The sequence below is a fragment of the Staphylococcus sp. 2S1 genome (assembly GCF_046721335.1).
Taxonomy (GTDB): domain Bacteria; phylum Bacillota; class Bacilli; order Staphylococcales; family Staphylococcaceae; genus Staphylococcus; species Staphylococcus equorum_A.
This window is the reverse complement of record NZ_JBEUUJ010000003.1, coordinates 700,347-717,376: the sequence shown is the minus strand read 5'-3', so window position 1 is coordinate 717,376 and position 17,030 is coordinate 700,347. Positions and strand designations below refer to the sequence as shown.

Here is a 17,030-nt window from a genome sequence, read left to right as displayed (position 1 = left end):
TAGATGATATCTCAAGTTATTCTTCTGATATTTTAACCACTTGTTTACCGAAGTTTTCACCAGAAAATAGTTTTCTAAATGCATTAGGCAATTGATCAAAACCTTCATCGATTGTTACTTGTGATTTTATTTTATCTTCAGCTACCCATTTGGCAAGTTGTTCGCTTGCTTCTTTAAAATGCTCTGCAAACTGTCCTACTACAAAACCTTGCATTAGGGCTTGGCTTTTAACTAGTGTTTCCTGAATTCTTGGTCCCATTTCAGTTTGCGTATTATTGTAAGTTGAGATTGCACCACAAACAGGTACACGTGCAAATGTATTTAAATGTTTGAAAACTTCATCTGATAATTTTCCACCGACGTTTTCGTAATATACATCAATACCATTTGGTACAGATGCGGCAAGTTGTGCTTCAAAATCATCACCTTTATAATCAACAGCCGCATCAAAGCCTAATGTGTCTGTTAAATATTGTGTTTTTTCTTTTCCACCGGCAATGCCAACTACTTTTGCACCTTTTATTTTAGCAATTTGTCCTACTACAGACCCCACAGCGCCTGAAGCAAGCAGATACAACAACTGTTTCTCCTTCTTTTGGTTTACCTATTTCCAACAAACCAGTATATGCTGTCATACCTGGCATTCCTAAAATACTTAAGTATAAATGTAGAGGAACTTCTGTGGAAGGTATTTTAGTCACTTGATTAGCATCAGTAGTGATTATTCTTTGCCAAGGTAAGACACCCGTAACATAATCTCCTTCTTCCAAGTATTCTACTTCGGATTTTATAACTTTCGCTAAAACATGCCCATCAATTGGTTTGTCGATTCCGTAAGGTTTAACGTAACTTTTTGAATCATTCATTCTTCCACGCATATAAGGATCCACAGAAATATAAATAGATTTTAATTGTACTTCACCCGTACTAGGTTCCGCTGTTTGGATTGCTTCGTATTTAAAAGTGTCATCTTTAGGTAATCCTTCTGGTCTTTCGTTTAATACAATTTGTTCATTTTGCATAATAATCCTCCGTTTTAATGTTTTTTAATTAGTGTTTAAACTGACTTGCTTAAATAAAATGATTTCTTTTGAACTATAAAAATCAAATCTTTTTAATTGTTTTTCCTCCTCTTGCGTGGTTATATAATAAGATACCAGTTAAACCTTAGTTTAAGAGAAGGGATGTGCTTACATTGGAAAAAATTTATATTGATCAAGTAGCAAGCATATGTGATATAAGTAAAAGTAAATTAAGATTTTATGAAAAAAAGGAGATATTAAAATTTATAGAAAGAGACACTAATAATAAAAGGCTCTATAGTAAAGATGATATTGAAATGATAAAATTCATCAAATGTTTAAGTAATTTGAATATGAGTTTAAAAGAAATCAAAAAAAATACAGGTATGTTATATGATAATGAAATAGATATAAAAACAATATTAGAAGTACATTTAGGGGTTTTAAATAACCAAAAAGAAGTATTGAATAAAAGAATTGGAGTTATTGAAGGAGAGTTAATTCAAATCACTTAATTTATTACTCTCCAGTTAAAGTTGTGATATTAATATATGGAAAGTTCATTTGAAAAAGAGGTGTATTCATTTATGAGTATTGTTACAGTAATTTTAGTTTTATTAGTTGCTATTGAATTTATATATATAATGATATTACAAACAATTAAAACGACTTCCCTTAGAACTAGTAAAATATTCAATATTAAGCAGGAAGAATTAAAACAGCCCAATTTAAAGGTTCTTATGAAAAACCAAGGTATATACAATGGACTTCTTGGTGTGATGTTATTATATACGCTGTTCTTTTCCCATAATCCTAGAGAATTAATTACTTGTATTTTAATTTATATTATCTTAGTTGCCGTATATGGGGCAATTACTAGTCAAAAATCTATAATTTTGAAACAAGGCGGGCTCCCTATAATCGCACTTATTTCATTGCTTTTTTAGTTTGGATTTAATTTATTGCCGTAATGATGAACTTTAAAACCCCCCTACTTTTATAAAAGTAGGGGGTTAATATTATTCATCGACATCTGCAACAACTGTTTGTTGGTAATCAATTAATATGACAGATCTAAGACCTGTACCTTGTTCTGAACCTTTTTTCACGGGACTCACATAATGACTGACATTAGGATCGTAAACGCCATATGACTCTAAAGGGTTCTCCATTTCAAAAACTTCTATTATATTGTTTTCATCTGTATCTTCCGGGTTATTTCCAGCAGCTTCTGGTACAGCGATAGCATTCGTTCCACCAACAATATTCTTTCTTTCAATTAAATGAGCAAAAGTAAACGGCTCTCCATCCTGGTGCAAACAGTTCGGTGAGGAAACGGCTTTATCTCCGTCATTTTCTACATACAATTTAACGAAATGCACGCCCACATGAATCGGTAAGATTTTATCCTCTTCGTTCCAAAACGTTTCATGATAATTGGCTATAATAATATCGTTTAACAATTTATTACTTCTTATATTTTCATCAATAGAGTGGAATGCTCTATATGAGCCCGAATGTTCTGGATTGAACTTTCCTTGAAAATAAGCAGAATAATCAACGCCATTTCTTTCAATTGTAGGAAGCCAAAAAACATCTTCTGTGCCAGGTAAAACGATTGCTCGAGAGTATCTTCTATATCTATTAAGGTTAGGGGCATAATCATCTTCAGGCAGATCAGCAAAGTACGCTAATATTTCATTATAATCCTGTTCAATACCCTCATAATTTAAACTTTTCATTAAATCATATCTTGAATAACCATCTTTTTGTAATTTATTCATTATTCAATACGTATCCTTTCTATTTTTAAATCTAATAATGTGTTAATATCCGTACTAATTGCGTCCAATTGTTCATGCTTCTTATATATGTGACTTAATAATCTCTTTTATATTTTATACCATTGTAAGTAGCAAACACAAATGTCGATAAATTTTTTATTTTTTAAATTAGTAAGAAAAAAGCTCATCTATCTTATTGGATGAATGAGCTTCTTTGATTAAAAAAAGGGGTGAGTAATTGCACTTTTTACACATGTTTTCAAAATCTAAGTTAATTTAACCGACGAATATTATAATTATGAATCATACTTTTTATAGGGTCTAAATTTTGGAGGTCTGTAGCTACGGATACGTAACTATCTGGACGTACTAGAAATACTGAATTTTCTTTAATGCCTTTCGCATTGATTGCTCTGTGCCAAGTTAGATCATATAGTGGGACACCAGTTTTAAAAGCGAGCTGTTTGAGTTCTTGAGTAACTTTACCATATGCATGAAGTTGCCAATCATAAGATTTTAATGGTTCAAAGTTATCAAAAGTATTTGTATACACCCATGGTAAGCGATCTCCACCTTTAATGTCACCATATTCTCCGCTACTTAATTCACTATGTCGATAATTTAAATTAGTTTGAGAAATTGTTTTAAACATTAATTGTTTTAAAGTGTTAAAACGTAATAATTTAGGAGCAAAGAAAGGAATGACAAAATTTTTTACCATCCGACTATTGGCCATAATTTGAAAAGCTTTGTCTGTTGTCTTCACTAACCTTTGAGCGAATTGGATACGTTCAGGCTCGTAAGTATCTAGTAATTTTGGTGAGGCTTTTTCTTTTAGAACTGCTCCAAGTTTCCAAGCTAAATTAAGCGCATCGCTTATGCCAGTGTTCATACCTTGACCGCCAGCAGGGCTATGAATATGACCAGCATCTCCACATAAGAAAGCACGACCTAGTCTGAATTTTTCAGCAACACGATGGTGGGAACGGTAGGATGAGTACCAGTTCACTTTATTTACTTGTATTGGTAATATACGTTCAACATGTGGAATTAGAGGAGTGAGTGATTGAGGACCCTCCCCGTCTACTACAAGGTCATCAGGTATTAAACCAATAAGACGTAGTTGTCCTGTAGTTCTAATTGGGAATCCTAAACAAAAGTAGTTATTATGGAAGCCCATGGATGCTGTTTTTAATGCAGTATCATTTTCTACATCAGCGACGAAGAACATTTGACGGTATGTTCCACCTGGAAAATCAATATTTAGTGCTTTCCTAACAACACTACTGGCACCGTCACAACCACAAATGTAGGCAAATGTTTTTGTCATTTCTCCCTCAGATGTATTTATGGTAGCTGTCACAGCGTCACCATCATCCTCAAATCTTAATAGCTCGTGATTCCAATCAATTTGACCACCTCGTTGTTCTAGTTCATCAACAAGTATGCTTTCGTGGATGTCTTGAGGTAGTGTTAAAACATAGGGATAAGGGCTGATGCCTTTACCTATTTTACCTACAGGTAATTTAGCAACATCTTTATTATCTTTATATAAAGTTATAGTATCTACTAAAATTCCTTTTTTCACAATCTTATCTGCAAAACCTAATTGCTGATAAAATTCAAGTACTCTTGCCTGGACAGCCATTGCCCGTGAAGCAGTTCCAGGACCTTCATTTTGATCAATGATTTTATATGGTACCCCTTGGTTACTTAATGAAATTGCCATAGCTAAACCACTAGGACCAGCTCCAACTATTAATACGTCACTACTCATATTTATCTAACTCCCATCCACTGTAATTGCTTATCGTAAGTTAAACATATGATAATTAAACACAATGTTCAATTACTGTAATTTATAAAATAGACACTTAGCGTCATATGTTTACTAAAATTATGAAATAGGTGAATTATCTTTTCTCTGGATTTTACTATACATATATCTATTATATTCGCATCTCATTCTTTCATACCCGAATGAATGAGTTTTACTTGGTTTTATACACTTTCATAAACTGTTTCAACTGAATAAAAGTAATTTACCAATTTAATCCGACTATTCTTATATCAATTACTGTTTTGGTGTTGACGAAGTATGTAATATTCGCTATATTAACTAGCATAGATATTATCTGAAAATTCTATATATTGAGAATTTTCGTCTTAGGAAATGAGTAAAGTAATTCAAAAAATATTAAATTAAATTTTAAAATTTCCTCAACAGTCACTATTAAGCACAACGAAACTACATTTAGGAGGAAAAACATATGCCGAAAAAGCAGATACATTTTAATGGATTTGTTCAAAATTCACCATCCCCACATTCATCTGGATTATGGAAACATGACAAAGATCAAGGTGCACATCACAATCAATTAGATTACTGGATCAATATCGCGCAGACATTAGAGAAAGGTAAGTTTGATTCTATATTTATTGCAGACGTTTTAGGAACATATAGCGTTTATAATCAATCGAGTGATGCTGCAATTAAGCATGCAGTCCAACTACCTGCGCACGATCCTATACCGATTATTTCTGCTATGGCCGCAGTCACAAAGCATATTGGTTTTGCCCCAACAATCTCTACTACATATGCACAACCGTATAGTCTAGCTAGACAATTATCTACATTAGATCATTTAACTAATGGTCGTTTAGGTTGGAATGTTGTCACTTCTTATTTAGAAAGTGAAGCGATTAACTTAGGACTGAAAGAACGATTACCAAAAGATTTAAGATACAACAGAGCAGATGAATTTCTCCAAGTCGTTTATAAACTTTGGGAAGACAGCTGGGAAGACGGCTCTGTAGTTAATGATAAAGATACTGATACATATGCAGACCCTGATAAAGTGCATGAAATTAACCACGAAGGTGAATTCTTTAGTGTGCCTGGTCCTCATTTAGTTGAACCATCACCGCAAAGAACACCTGTATTATTTCAAGCAGGCGCTTCAGAAAAAGGTAAAACGTTTGTCGCGAAACATGCAGAAGCGGTGTTTACGAAACATACTTCAGTAGAATCATTGAAAAGTTATGTAGATGATATACACACAAGAGCTGAACAGCATGGCAGAAGTAAGGATGATATTTTAGTATTTCCTATGGTACTCCCAATTATCGGAGAAACAGAAGAAGAAGCCTATCAAAAATATGAAGCATTAACAGAACATATCAGCTATGAAGGTTCCGCATCATTGTTAAGTGGACATACAGGTATTGATTTTTCAGAGTACGACCCAGACCAGTATATAGAAGATATTGAGACGGAAGCGATGCAAGGCAATCTGAATATGTATACCAAAGACCCACACCATAAATGGACACTCAGAGAAGCTGTGAAAAATCATGGTTTAGGCAATGGCACAGCTAAATTTATTGGAACGAAAGAGCAAGTCGCTGATAAATTTGAAGCATGGGCAGTTGAAGGTGGGGCAGCTGGGTTTAATATCGCTCAAAGTTATTCACCTGGTACATTTGAAGAATTTGTTGATCATGTTATCCCTGAATTACAAAAAAGAGGTCTATATAGAACAGAATACGAAGGCACAACACTTCGTGAAAATATGTTCGGTAAAGATCAAAAAACAATAAAGGAAAATCATCCAGCAAAAAACAAGAGTGCGGCGAATACTCTTATATAAATTAATAATAAAGGAGTAAAGAACAATGGATGAAATTTCTCTCTATACATGGATAGGCTTCATATTATTTATGATAGTCATGGTTATTGTCGGATACATGAGTTCACGCAAGATGAAAAATATTGCTGATTTTGCCACTGGTGGCGGCAATATCGGGCCTAGGGTGCTGGGACTATCATTTGCAGCAACATACTTAAGTGCAGCCACCTTTTTAGGCTATCCCGGTTGGTCATATGAATGGGGTCTTAACAACTTATGGTTATTTCTAGCCATGTTTATTGGTGGGCCCACGGGTGTCTTAATGGTTGCTAAAAAGGTAAGGAAATTAAATACAACACAAAAATCTTTATCCCTCCCAGATTGGTTAGGAGATTTCTACGATAGTGACATTATGCGCGTAGGTACTGGCATTATTCTCCTTTTTAATATTTTTTATATAGCCAGTCAGTTTGTTGCAGGCGCAAGGATTTTTGAATATTTACTTGGTATGTCTTATTTTAGCGGACTCGTCTTTATAGCCGTTATTGTTGTACTATACGTGTACGTTGGTGGTGCACTTGCAGATATTTATACTGATGCGATACAAGTTGTCATTATGGCCATTGCAGGTCTTGGTGTATTTATCTCAGGTATCGTTATTTTTTGGAAAGGGAGTATTACAAGTACATTTACTGGTATCGCAAATAATTTATCTAACCAAAATGAAAACTTAGTTAAAGTATTTAATCCAGAATCTGTACATTTCAACTCTTTCGCCATGGTTTTAGGTGCAATCGTTATACAGTGGGCGTTTGCTTCTGCACCGCATTTATTCAATAAAATATTAGGTTTGAAAAACGAAAAAGATTTAGGGAAAATGATCAATACTTATATTATTGTCACGGGGCTTTGTCTACTCGTGTTATTCGGTGGTATATTCGCTCGTGTCGCATTAGGTAATAGCGTTGAAACATCAGATTTAGCACTGCTTGACTATATTATTTGGGCATTTCCTGCAGTGATTGTAGCACTTTTCGGCGTGGTCATTTTAGCTGCGGCGATGTCGACAACAGATGGATTATTTGTATCTATTTCTACAGTATTTGCGAATGATATATTCTTAAAATTCTTAGTTAAACGAAAAATAATTAATATTAGTGATGAAAAAGCCAATAAAATCGCATTTCAAATAAGTAAGATTAGTGTGCCAATTGTAGGTTTATTATCATTTTTACTTGTCTTACAACCTCCAAAACATATGAGCGACATTATGTGGATTGGAATATCAGGCATCGCGACGGGTACATTAGGCCCTATCCTACATGCCATATACGCCAAGAAGAAAGCACCAGCGAGAGCTGCAGAAATATCTATGTTTGTAGGATTGGGTTCCTATTTAGTCATTTACTTCGGTGGTATTATTCCAAGTACAATGTCAGCAGGTGCAGTAGCAACATTTATCGGTATCGCAACAATTACAATTGCTGCATTTATCATCAAGCCAAAAGATAATCAAAAATATAATGTAGAAGAAGGTAATAATTAATGTTTGTTAATGAGATGTTATCGATATGGTTATATGGTTTTCTGGGAATGTTTGTTGTAGTATTTATTTCGTTAAAAGTCGGATATTCAAATAAAGATAAATAATTAATTTTAAAAGGAGAATTTACATGCCATTAATTAAATTAGACATGATCAAAGGTAGAGAAAAAGAGGAAATTAAAAGTATTTTAGATATCACATATAACGTGATGTTAGATGCATTTCAAGCACCAAAAGGTGATAAATATTTAATTGTGAATCAACATGAAGACTATGAAATGGAAATATTAGATACAGGTTTAGGCATTGAAAGAACAGACGATGTGATAGTATTTACTATTGTTTCAAGACCGAGAACCAAAGAACAAAAAACGACATTCTACAAAAATTTAGTGAATACGCTACATGACAAAGTAGGCATTCGTAAAGAAGATATTATGATTAGTTTAGTAGAAAATACCGATGAAAACTGGAGTTTCTTTAACGGTGAAGCACAATTTTTAACAGGTGATTTATAATCTAACTAAAGGACATATTATTTTGTTAGGTGACAACACTTATATAAAGCATAAAAAATACACTTCCACTTAATAGCGGAAGTGTTTTTCTGTTTTTATTAAAAATTAGAATTTATCTTTTAAGTCTTTAGCTTTATCTGTTGCTTGGTCTTTCAATTCGTCTTTTTTCTCGTCGTCATTTTTAATTTCGTTGGCTTTATCTTTTGCTTTGTCTGTTGCTTGATCTTTATACTCGTCAAACTTACTCATAAATAAACGCCTCCTTTAAAATGTTATATTACTGTGATTCCACATATCATAGAACTTAAACATATTTATTTTTATAGTTAAGGAATAGTGAGAAAACCCTGATACACCCAATTTAACAATAAAATTTGTCTAATTAAGTGTATCCGGGTTCGCATTAATAAGCCTAGTATCTTAAAAAGTTATAGCCCTAATTTTAACCACCGTTTTTTAGCAAAAATTAAAAGCATGAAGTTGACTACAAATAATATCAGGAAGAATATAAATATAGTTAAAATTTGGTTTGCAGGTAAAAACGCTTTATTACCATTTAATACTTGCTCAACTAAAGGATATATACTGTTACTAGCTTCAAATGGAGCAATTATTCCAAAAATAGTTTTATTTACTGCAACTAGTATAATTGACCCTATCCAATAAATAATACTTATACCTATACTTATAAGTACATTGGGCGATAGTACACTTATAGTTCCAATAATCAATATATACTGTAAGAGTACTAAAGAAAATAAAGTGAGTAATAGTAAAAAGTGCGAAAAATTTGAGAAAACAACAGAAATGATTGTTAAACCAATTGTTAAAAATACAAAGCTTTCAATAAATAAAATAGCAGACTTTTTTATAAAAGAATTTAAATACATTATCTCCAAGTAACTTATAAAACAAAGTATTTTTATTACTATATTCTTTGTTTATGAAATAAGCAATTATGAAAGAGAATAATAAAAAACCAAATTCAGTAGCTACCGTGTATGTACTGAAAAAATATTGTCCATATGTCAAATTGCTAACTTTATCTATACCAACTGGTAAAAAATAGCCTAATAAGAATACAAAAATAAACAATATACCTAATGTCAAAATTATTTTATTTGAAATACTCTTTTTAAATTCTAATAACATTTTTACACCTCTTTATCTTTATAAGTTAATATAATCATTTATTAAATGATCTTTTGACGTATATTCTTCAATTCGTTTATCTTTAAATAAAAATTGCGCGCCGTTTATACTACTTAAATCTGATAAATTATGTGTTATATTTATAATTACTTTTGAAGGGTTATCTGAGATGAATTTATTTAGGAAATTATAAATATCATTAACGGTTTTTTTATCCAGAGCATTTGTAATTTCATCTAGGATTATTATTGATTTATCCTCTAGTAAAAAACTCAATAATTTTAATTTTTGTTTTTGTCCATCACTTAAATTTTTAATGAGAATTTTGCTAGGAATTGACTCTAGATTAAGCATCTTACTAATCTCTTTAAATTTACTATTATTATTAAACTTAGATTTTAGTAAATGAAATAGAAATTCCTTACTTATATCATTAGGGACATTTGATGAACTAGAAATAAGAGTTGTGTTTTGTGACACCACTTTTGGTATACAACCATTTCTATTTAATATGAAATCCTTTGCTAGCTGTGATTTACCAACACCATTTTTTCCAACAATATGATTTATTTTCCCCTCATAAAAATATAAATCTGAATTTGAAACTAATTCTTTATTCTTTAATTTTAAAAAATAGTTTTTAATCTCCATAGTATTTAGCTCCTATTAAAAAATATGATTTCCCCAATAAAATAGCCAATGTATTAAAGTATTAACAGCAATTATTATCCCTATTCCTTGTATTAATAGAACCAACCAATGGTTTTTCGTAAAATTATGAAATTCATCTAAAGAGATGTGGGGTTTTATTTGAAAATATTATAACACGCAATCTAATTTTATTTTATAGTAACCATGAAATTTTTCGAGAATATATTTATTGAATTGCTTAAATACATAATTTTGTCAAAATTGATTTTCTATAGTAAAAAAACGCTACTATATATAGAAAAATATAATTGAACTGTTTCCAAATTGTGGAAAGAAAACCAAATATTATCACCAATTAAAACCATTAAAAGAACCGCCAATAATGAGCCATCTCATCATTGGCGGTTCTTTTAATTTAACTATATTTCAAAAATTAAAATTTATCTTTTAAGTCTTTAGCTTTATCTGTTGCTTGGTCTTTTACTTCTTCTTTCTTCTCGTCGTCATTTTTAATTTCGTTGGCTTTATCTTTAGTTTTGTCTGTTGCTTGATCTTTATACTCGTCAAACTTACTCATAAATAAACGCCTCCTTTAAATATTGTATTACTTTGATTCCACATCTCAAAGAACTTAAACATATTTATTTTTAACTTTTGTCATAATATAGAAAATGTTTTAAAACCTAGACAAACCCTCTGCTATAAGGCACTGAACCCTTAGAATGGGAACTTAATAAAAACACTTTGTTCTAGGCTGCTAATTCCTTATATTTTATGGGAGCTAAGTAGCCTAGTTTTTGTTGAATTCGATTATTATTATAGTTTTTAATGTAATTTTCGACAATATCTATTACAATTTGGTTAGAGCTATTGAGCTCATTGTTTATGTAGAAAGCTTCACACTTTAGCGAGGAATGGAAACTTTCTATAGGGGCGTTATCAGCTGGTGTTCCCTTTCGGGACATACTTCTGATAATGCCTTTTTCTTTGCATAATTGATAGTAAGCGTACGAGGTGTAAACACTGCCTTGGTCACTATGTAGTATGCAATTCTCAGGTATATCTATTTGATTCAATGTATCATTTACTAAGCTTTGATCTTGTTTGTTATCTATTTTATACGCCACAATTTCTCCGTTATAAACATCCATAATTGAAGATAAATACAACATAGAGTTACCGAAAGGTAAATAAGTAATATCAGTTGTTAATACTTCCATTGGTTGGTTAGCTTTAAACTGTCTTTGTAATAAATTCTCTGTTTTATAATAAGGTTTGCCAATTTTTTTAGATTTTTTAGGCCTAACTCGGCAGTTCAGATTATACTCTCGCATGATTCGCTGAACTCTTTTATGATTAATTGATGCTGAATACAATTGATTAATCAACGCTGTAATTTTGCGATAACCGTAGGTGAAATTATTTTCTTCACATAATTCAATAATCTTTTGAGTCACTTTATCTTTTTCATTGTTCTTGTGTTTCCATCTATAGTATGTCGATTTAGGTATTTCTAAAACATCAAGTATCATTTTGATTGAATACTTATGCTTTAATTGATTAACTAATTCTACAATTACTTTTGGTACCACTTCCTTTCTAATTCCTTGTACTTTTTTAAAATATCTAATTCAATATCTTTTTTCTTATTATCTAACTTTAATTGTTCTATTTCTGATAATTCTTTCACTCCTTTGCCATAAGTATATTGCTTGCCTCTTTGTTGATAAAATCTATAAGTTTCACCATTTCGATACCATCGCCACCAAGTTTTTACCTGTGTGCTGTTTTTGATATTTAATACTTCCATAATTTCTTTTACAGTATATCCGACTTCTTTCATTTCAATAGTCTTATATTTTGTTTCTATTGAATAAGACATTATTTTCATAGAAAAAACACCTCCGTATGATTCATTTTAAATGAATTCAACGAAAGTGTTTTTATTTCCTTCCCACTATTTGGGGTCAGTTCAATAAAGCATTAGGTTTGTCTTTTGATTTTATTATATAGCCATAAAATTTAATTGTAAAACGTTTTCAAATATCATATTTTTCAACTGTAAAAAGTATTAAAAATCAATCTTTATTAAGTTGAATTCTAATTAAAATATAAAAATAAACGTGAATAACACGAAAATAAAAATAATTTTTTAATAAAGAAATAGTATTTATTATGAATACAATGTAATATGTAATCATACCTAATATTAGAGGGGGAATTTGTGCAGTGAGAGAGAGACAGAGGTTTTCTATAAGGAAATTGGGAGTTGGCGTTGGATCCGTATTGATTGGTCTTACGATTTTTGCAACAAGTGGGAACGTTGCATCGGCTGACGAGAGACAAAATAATGGAGAAAATTTTGAATCCGTCGTATCAGATAAAAGTGTAGGCGATATTGGGAGACCTATACAAAATGGTACAGAAATAGCAAGTGAAGATGAAAAAGGTACGGTTGAATCTGCTCAACAAGAAATTGAAGATGTGAAAGCTGAGGATACACCAGAAGTTTCACAAGAAAAGTCAGAATTATCAAACGAAAGTAAAGAAGAAGTAACACAAGAAGAGTCAGCAACATCAACAGAAGATGTGAAAAGTGCGGAAAAAGTTTCACAAGAAACACCGAAAGCATCACCTGAAGATGATAAAAACATAGATGAGTTAACACCAGAAGAGCCGAGCAACATCAACAGAAGATATGAAAAGTACGGAAGAAGTTTCACAAGAAAAATCAGAATTATCAAACGAAAGTAAAGAAGACGTATCAGAAGTAGCACAAGAAGAGTCAGCAACATCAACAAAAGATGAAAAAGACACAGAAAAAGTGACACAAGAAGATTCAAAAACATCAGCTAAAGATGAAACAGATACAGAAGAAGTAACACAAGAAAAGCCAGAACTATCAACAGAAGATGGTAAAGATAAAGAAGAAGCGACACAAGAAGACTCAAAAGCATCGACTGAGGACGAAAAAGATTCAGAAGAAGTAGCAAAAGATGATAAAGACAAAGAAGAAGTGACACAAGAAGATACAGAAACATCACCTGAGGACGAGAAAGACAAAGAAGAAGTAACACAAGAAGATACAGAGGCATCGCCTGAGGACGAAAAAAAACCAGGAGAAGTAAAAGAAGAACTAACGACACCAACTGAAACTGATAAAAATGCAGAAGAATTGGGTCAAGAAGGCTCAGAAATATCACCTGAAGATGAAAAGGAAATAATCGAACCAGTTGAAGAAGGATCAGAATCAGAAGATGAGGATTTAGCAGAAGCTAATGCGACACTTCAACGAAGATCAGATGTAAATAATCAAGCTACAGGAGGCATGCAAACCTATGCTGCACTTGCAGATGTTACACTTTTAGACAATATGGAGTTAACAGCTACTCATGATAATGGCATATTAAATCTACAATTAGAGGGAAGACCTTTAGTTGGTTTAGGTGTAGGAAATACGTATCCAACATTCCAATTGTCTCAACAATTCCGTGATTTAATGGCAGATCCTAATTTTATAAATGCTATAGAATTAGACTATGATTTACCAGGATTACTTGGTTTAGTGAGAAACACTGGTACTTTAGAGGGTAGCGAATTGACTATTGATCCTAATACAGGTGTAGTTTATGGGACTGTTGAAAATTTAGTGAATTTAGGTGTTGCTAGTAAAGTTACCTATAATTTGACTATTGATTTAAACCAATTGACAGAAAATGGTATGTTACCTGAATCTGATCAACCGGGTAGACAAGAATATAATTTTTCATCAGTCACGGGTAGTGGTTTAATAAATCTTGATCTTCTCGCAAATAGCGGAAATGAAACATCTATTGTTATAGAAAACGAAGAGGATTCAGAGTCTATTAGTGAAAGTGAATCATTGAGTACATCAGAGTCACTAAGCGAGAGCGAATCGTTAAGCACATCAGAGTCATTAAGCGAGAGTGAATCACTAAGCACGTCGGAATCACTAAGTGAAAGTGAATCATTGAGTACGTCAGAATCGCTAAGTGAAGTTGAAAGTGAATCATTGAGTACATCAGAATCATTAAGTGAAAGCGAATCATTGAGCACGTCAGAATCATTAAGCGAAAGTGAATCATTAAGTACGTCAGAATCGTTAAGTACATCAGAATCACTAAGCGAAGTTGAAAGTGAGTCATTGAGTGCGTCAGAATCACTGAGTGAAAGCGAATCATTGAGCACTTCTGAATCACTAAGTGAAAGCGAATCATTAAGCACGTCAGAATCGTTAAGTGAAAGCGAGTCGTTGAGTACGTCGGAGTCGATCAGCGAAAGCGAGTCATTGAGCACGTCAGAATCACTAAGTGAAAGCGAATCATTGAGTACGTCAGAATCATTAAGTGAAAGTGAATCATTGAGCACTTCTGAATCACTAAGTGAAAGCGAGTCGTTGAGTACATCAGAGTCACTAAGCGAGAGTGAATCATTAAGTACATCAGAATCACTAAGCGAGAGTGAATCATTAAGCACGTCCGAATCATTAAGCGAAAGTGAATCATTAAGTACGTCAGAATCGTTAAGTGAAAGCGAATCATTGAGCGCATCAGAATCACTAAGCGAGAGTGAATCGTTAAGCACATCAGAATCACTAAGTGAAAGCGAATCGCTAAGTACATCAGAATCACTAAGCGAAAGCGAATCATTGAGTACGTCGGAATCACTAAGCGAGAGTGAATCATTAAGCACGTCCGAATCATTAAGTGAAAGCGAATCGTTGAGTACATCAGAATCATTAAGTGAAAGCGAATCGTTGAGTACATCAGAGTCACTAAGTGAGAGCGAGTCGTTGAGTACGTCAGAATCACTCAGCGAAGTAGAAAGTGAGTCGTTAAGCACTTCTGAATCATTAAGTGAAAGCGAATCATTGAGCACGTCAGAATCACTGAGTGAAAGCGAATCATTGAGCACATCAGAGTCCCTAAGTGAAAGTGAGTCGCTAAGTACATCAGAGTCACTAAGTGAAGTTGAAAGTGAATCGTTGAGTACGTCGGAATCACTAAGTGAAAGTGAGTCGTTAAGCACGTCAGAATCACTAAGTGAAAGTGAATCGTTAAGTACATCAGAATCACTAAGCGAAAGCGAATCGTTGAGTACATCAGAGTCACTAAGTGAGAGTGAATCGTTGAGTACGTCGGAATCACTAAGTGAAAGTGAGTCGTTAAGCACGTCAGAATCACTAAGTGAAAGTGAGTCGTTGAGTACATCGGAATCATTAAGCGAGAGTGAATCGTTAAGTACATCAGAATCACTAAGCGAAAGCGAATCGCTAAGCACATCAGAGTCACTAAGTGAAAGTGAATCATTGAGTACATCAGAATCACTAAGTGAAAGCGAATCGTTGAGTACGTCGGAATCACTAAGTGAGAGCGAATCATTAAGCACGTCAGAATCACTAAGTGAGAGCGAATCGTTAAGTACGTCGGAATCATTAAGCGAAAGCGAATCGCTAAGCACATCAGAATCACTAAGCGAAAGTGAATCATTGAGCGCATCAGAATCACTAAGCGAGAGTGAATCGTTAAGTACATCAGAATCACTAAGCGAAAGCGAATCACTAAGTACATCAGAATCATTAAGCGAAAGTGAATCATTAAGCACTTCTGAATCATTAAGTGAAATAGAAAGTGAATCAATGAGTACATCCGAATCACTAAGTGAAAGCGAATCGCTAAGCACATCAGAATCATTGAGTGAAAGCGAATCGTTGAGTACATCAGAGTCATTAAGTGAAAGCGAATCATTAAGCACATCAGAGTCACTAAGTGAAAGCGAATCCTTAAGCACGTCAGAATCACTAAGCGAAAGCGAATCATTGAGCACATCGGAATCACTAAGCGAGAGTGAATCATTAAGCACGTCAGAATCACTAAGCGAAAGTGAATCAATGAGCACATCGGAATCACTAAGCGAAAGTGAATCATTAAGTACGTCAGAATCATTAAGTGAAAGTGAATCATTAAGTACGTCAGAATCGTTAAGCGGGAGTGAATCGTTAAGCACGTCAGAATCACTAAGCGAAAGTGAATCAATGAACACGTCGGAATCACTAAGTGAAAGTGAATCCCTCAGCGATGTAGAAAGTGAATCGTTAAGCACATCGGAATCATTAAGCGAAAGCGAGTCACTAAGTGAAGTAGAAAGCGAATCAATGAGTACATCGGAATCATTAAGTGAAAGTGATTCATTAAGCGAAGTAGAAAGTGAATCAATGAACACATCGGAATCACTAAGTGAAAGTGAGTCATTAAGTACATCAGAGTCATTAAGCGAGAGCGAATCAATGATTTCATCTGATCCAAACAATTCATTAGATTCTACAAACACAGCAGAAGCAACAAACAATGCATCAGGTTCTACAGGAACATCAGAAGCAACAAACAATGCATCAGGTTCTACAGGAACATCAGAAGCAACAAACAATGCATCAGGTTCTACAGGAACATCAGAAGCAACAAACAATGCATCAGATTCTACAAACACATTAGAATCATCAAATGATTCAGATTCTGAGAATGAAGCGAACCAAAATGAAAAAGATAAAGACAAAGATTCAGAGTTACCAAATACAGGTGACGATACAACGAAAAACGGATTGTTAGCGGGTATTCTTGGACTAGGTGGTTTGGCACTACTGAGAAGACGTCGTAAAAAAGAAACTGAGAATAATTAATCACATTTGATTTAAATATCAATACAAAATAC

The 17,030-nt window shown here is 33.2% G+C and carries 13 protein-coding genes and 2 pseudogenes; 7 read left to right on the top strand and 8 right to left on the bottom strand.

What is annotated here, in order from left to right:
* Positions 1 to 16: 16 nt before the first annotated feature.
* Positions 17 to 1,022, bottom strand: a pseudogene (locus tag ABLV90_RS03865) (NADP-dependent oxidoreductase).
* Between the two features lie 173 nt (positions 1,023 to 1,195).
* On the opposite strand from ABLV90_RS03865, the gene ABLV90_RS03860 reads away from it, so the two are divergent.
* Complete coding sequence (locus ABLV90_RS03860) at positions 1,196 to 1,537, top strand: helix-turn-helix domain-containing protein (RefSeq protein WP_069832397.1); 342 nt, start codon at positions 1,196 to 1,198, stop codon at positions 1,535 to 1,537.
* A 72-nt stretch (positions 1,538 to 1,609) separates the two neighbouring features.
* Positions 1,610 to 1,969 (top strand): DUF1304 domain-containing protein, encoded by a 360-nt coding sequence (locus tag ABLV90_RS03855; protein ID WP_318755413.1) that lies wholly within the window; start codon positions 1,610 to 1,612, stop codon positions 1,967 to 1,969.
* 72 nt (positions 1,970 to 2,041) lie between these two features.
* Here ABLV90_RS03855 and ABLV90_RS03850 read toward each other — a convergent pair whose 3' ends face one another.
* Together ABLV90_RS03850 and ABLV90_RS03845 are read right to left on the bottom strand one after the other, a co-directional pair.
* Entirely contained in the window at positions 2,042 to 2,806 is a 765-nt protein-coding gene (locus tag ABLV90_RS03850; RefSeq protein ID WP_427705767.1) for a 2OG-Fe dioxygenase family protein, read from the bottom strand.
* 271 nt (positions 2,807 to 3,077) lie between these two features.
* Positions 3,078 to 4,583, bottom strand: a complete 1,506-nt coding sequence (locus ABLV90_RS03845; RefSeq protein WP_427705769.1) for an FAD-dependent monooxygenase — start codon at positions 4,581 to 4,583, stop codon at positions 3,078 to 3,080.
* Positions 4,584 to 5,076: 493 nt separating this feature from the next.
* Here ABLV90_RS03845 and ABLV90_RS03840 point away from each other — a divergent pair, with 493 nt between their 5' ends.
* The 3 genes from ABLV90_RS03840 to ABLV90_RS03830 all read left to right on the top strand — a co-directional run bounded on the left by ABLV90_RS03840 (position 5,077) and on the right by ABLV90_RS03830 (position 8,498).
* Positions 5,077 to 6,456: an LLM class flavin-dependent oxidoreductase gene (locus tag ABLV90_RS03840; protein WP_460872198.1), complete on the top strand. Its 1,380-nt coding sequence runs from the start codon at positions 5,077 to 5,079 to the stop codon at positions 6,454 to 6,456.
* Positions 6,457 to 6,481: 25 nt separating this feature from the next.
* Positions 6,482 to 7,981: a sodium:solute symporter family protein gene (locus tag ABLV90_RS03835; RefSeq protein ID WP_460872197.1), complete on the top strand. Its 1,500-nt coding sequence runs from the start codon at positions 6,482 to 6,484 to the stop codon at positions 7,979 to 7,981.
* Between the two features lie 127 nt (positions 7,982 to 8,108).
* Complete coding sequence (locus ABLV90_RS03830) at positions 8,109 to 8,498, top strand: tautomerase family protein (RefSeq protein ID WP_064783334.1); 390 nt, start codon at positions 8,109 to 8,111, stop codon at positions 8,496 to 8,498.
* A gap of 105 nt (positions 8,499 to 8,603) precedes the next feature.
* Here the strand turns inward: ABLV90_RS03830 and ABLV90_RS03825 are convergent, their stop codons facing one another.
* The 5 genes and pseudogenes from ABLV90_RS03825 to ABLV90_RS03805 all read right to left on the bottom strand — a co-directional run bounded on the left by ABLV90_RS03825 (position 8,604) and on the right by ABLV90_RS03805 (position 12,192).
* Entirely contained in the window at positions 8,604 to 8,747 is a 144-nt protein-coding gene (locus ABLV90_RS03825) for a hypothetical protein (RefSeq protein ID WP_277575703.1), read from the bottom strand.
* A gap of 179 nt (positions 8,748 to 8,926) precedes the next feature.
* Positions 8,927 to 9,650 (bottom strand): annotated as a pseudogene (locus ABLV90_RS03820) (peptide ABC transporter permease).
* A gap of 18 nt (positions 9,651 to 9,668) precedes the next feature.
* On the bottom strand, positions 9,669 to 10,301 hold the full coding sequence (locus tag ABLV90_RS03815) for an ATP-binding cassette domain-containing protein (RefSeq protein ID WP_427708237.1): 633 nt from the start codon (positions 10,299 to 10,301) through the stop codon (positions 9,669 to 9,671).
* A 433-nt stretch (positions 10,302 to 10,734) separates the two neighbouring features.
* A complete protein-coding gene (locus tag ABLV90_RS03810) occupies positions 10,735 to 10,878 on the bottom strand; it encodes a hypothetical protein (RefSeq protein WP_427705777.1) in 144 nt (47 codons plus the stop codon).
* 172 nt (positions 10,879 to 11,050) lie between these two features.
* A protein-coding gene (locus tag ABLV90_RS03805) for an IS3 family transposase (protein WP_460872196.1) occupies positions 11,051 to 12,192 on the bottom strand; the annotation gives its coding sequence in 2 pieces (ribosomal slippage) (positions 11,051 to 11,922 and positions 11,922 to 12,192; 1,143 coding nt in all).
* A gap of 338 nt (positions 12,193 to 12,530) precedes the next feature.
* Between ABLV90_RS03805 and ABLV90_RS03800 the strand changes: the two genes are divergently transcribed.
* Positions 12,531 to 13,055 (top strand): YSIRK-type signal peptide-containing protein, encoded by a 525-nt coding sequence (locus ABLV90_RS03800; RefSeq protein ID WP_460872195.1) that lies wholly within the window; start codon positions 12,531 to 12,533, stop codon positions 13,053 to 13,055.
* Entirely contained in the window at positions 13,000 to 16,998 is a 3,999-nt protein-coding gene (locus ABLV90_RS03795; RefSeq protein WP_460872194.1) for an LPXTG cell wall anchor domain-containing protein, read from the top strand. The genes ABLV90_RS03800 and ABLV90_RS03795 overlap by 56 nt, the downstream gene beginning before the upstream one ends.
* The last annotated feature ends 32 nt before the right edge of the window (positions 16,999 to 17,030 follow it).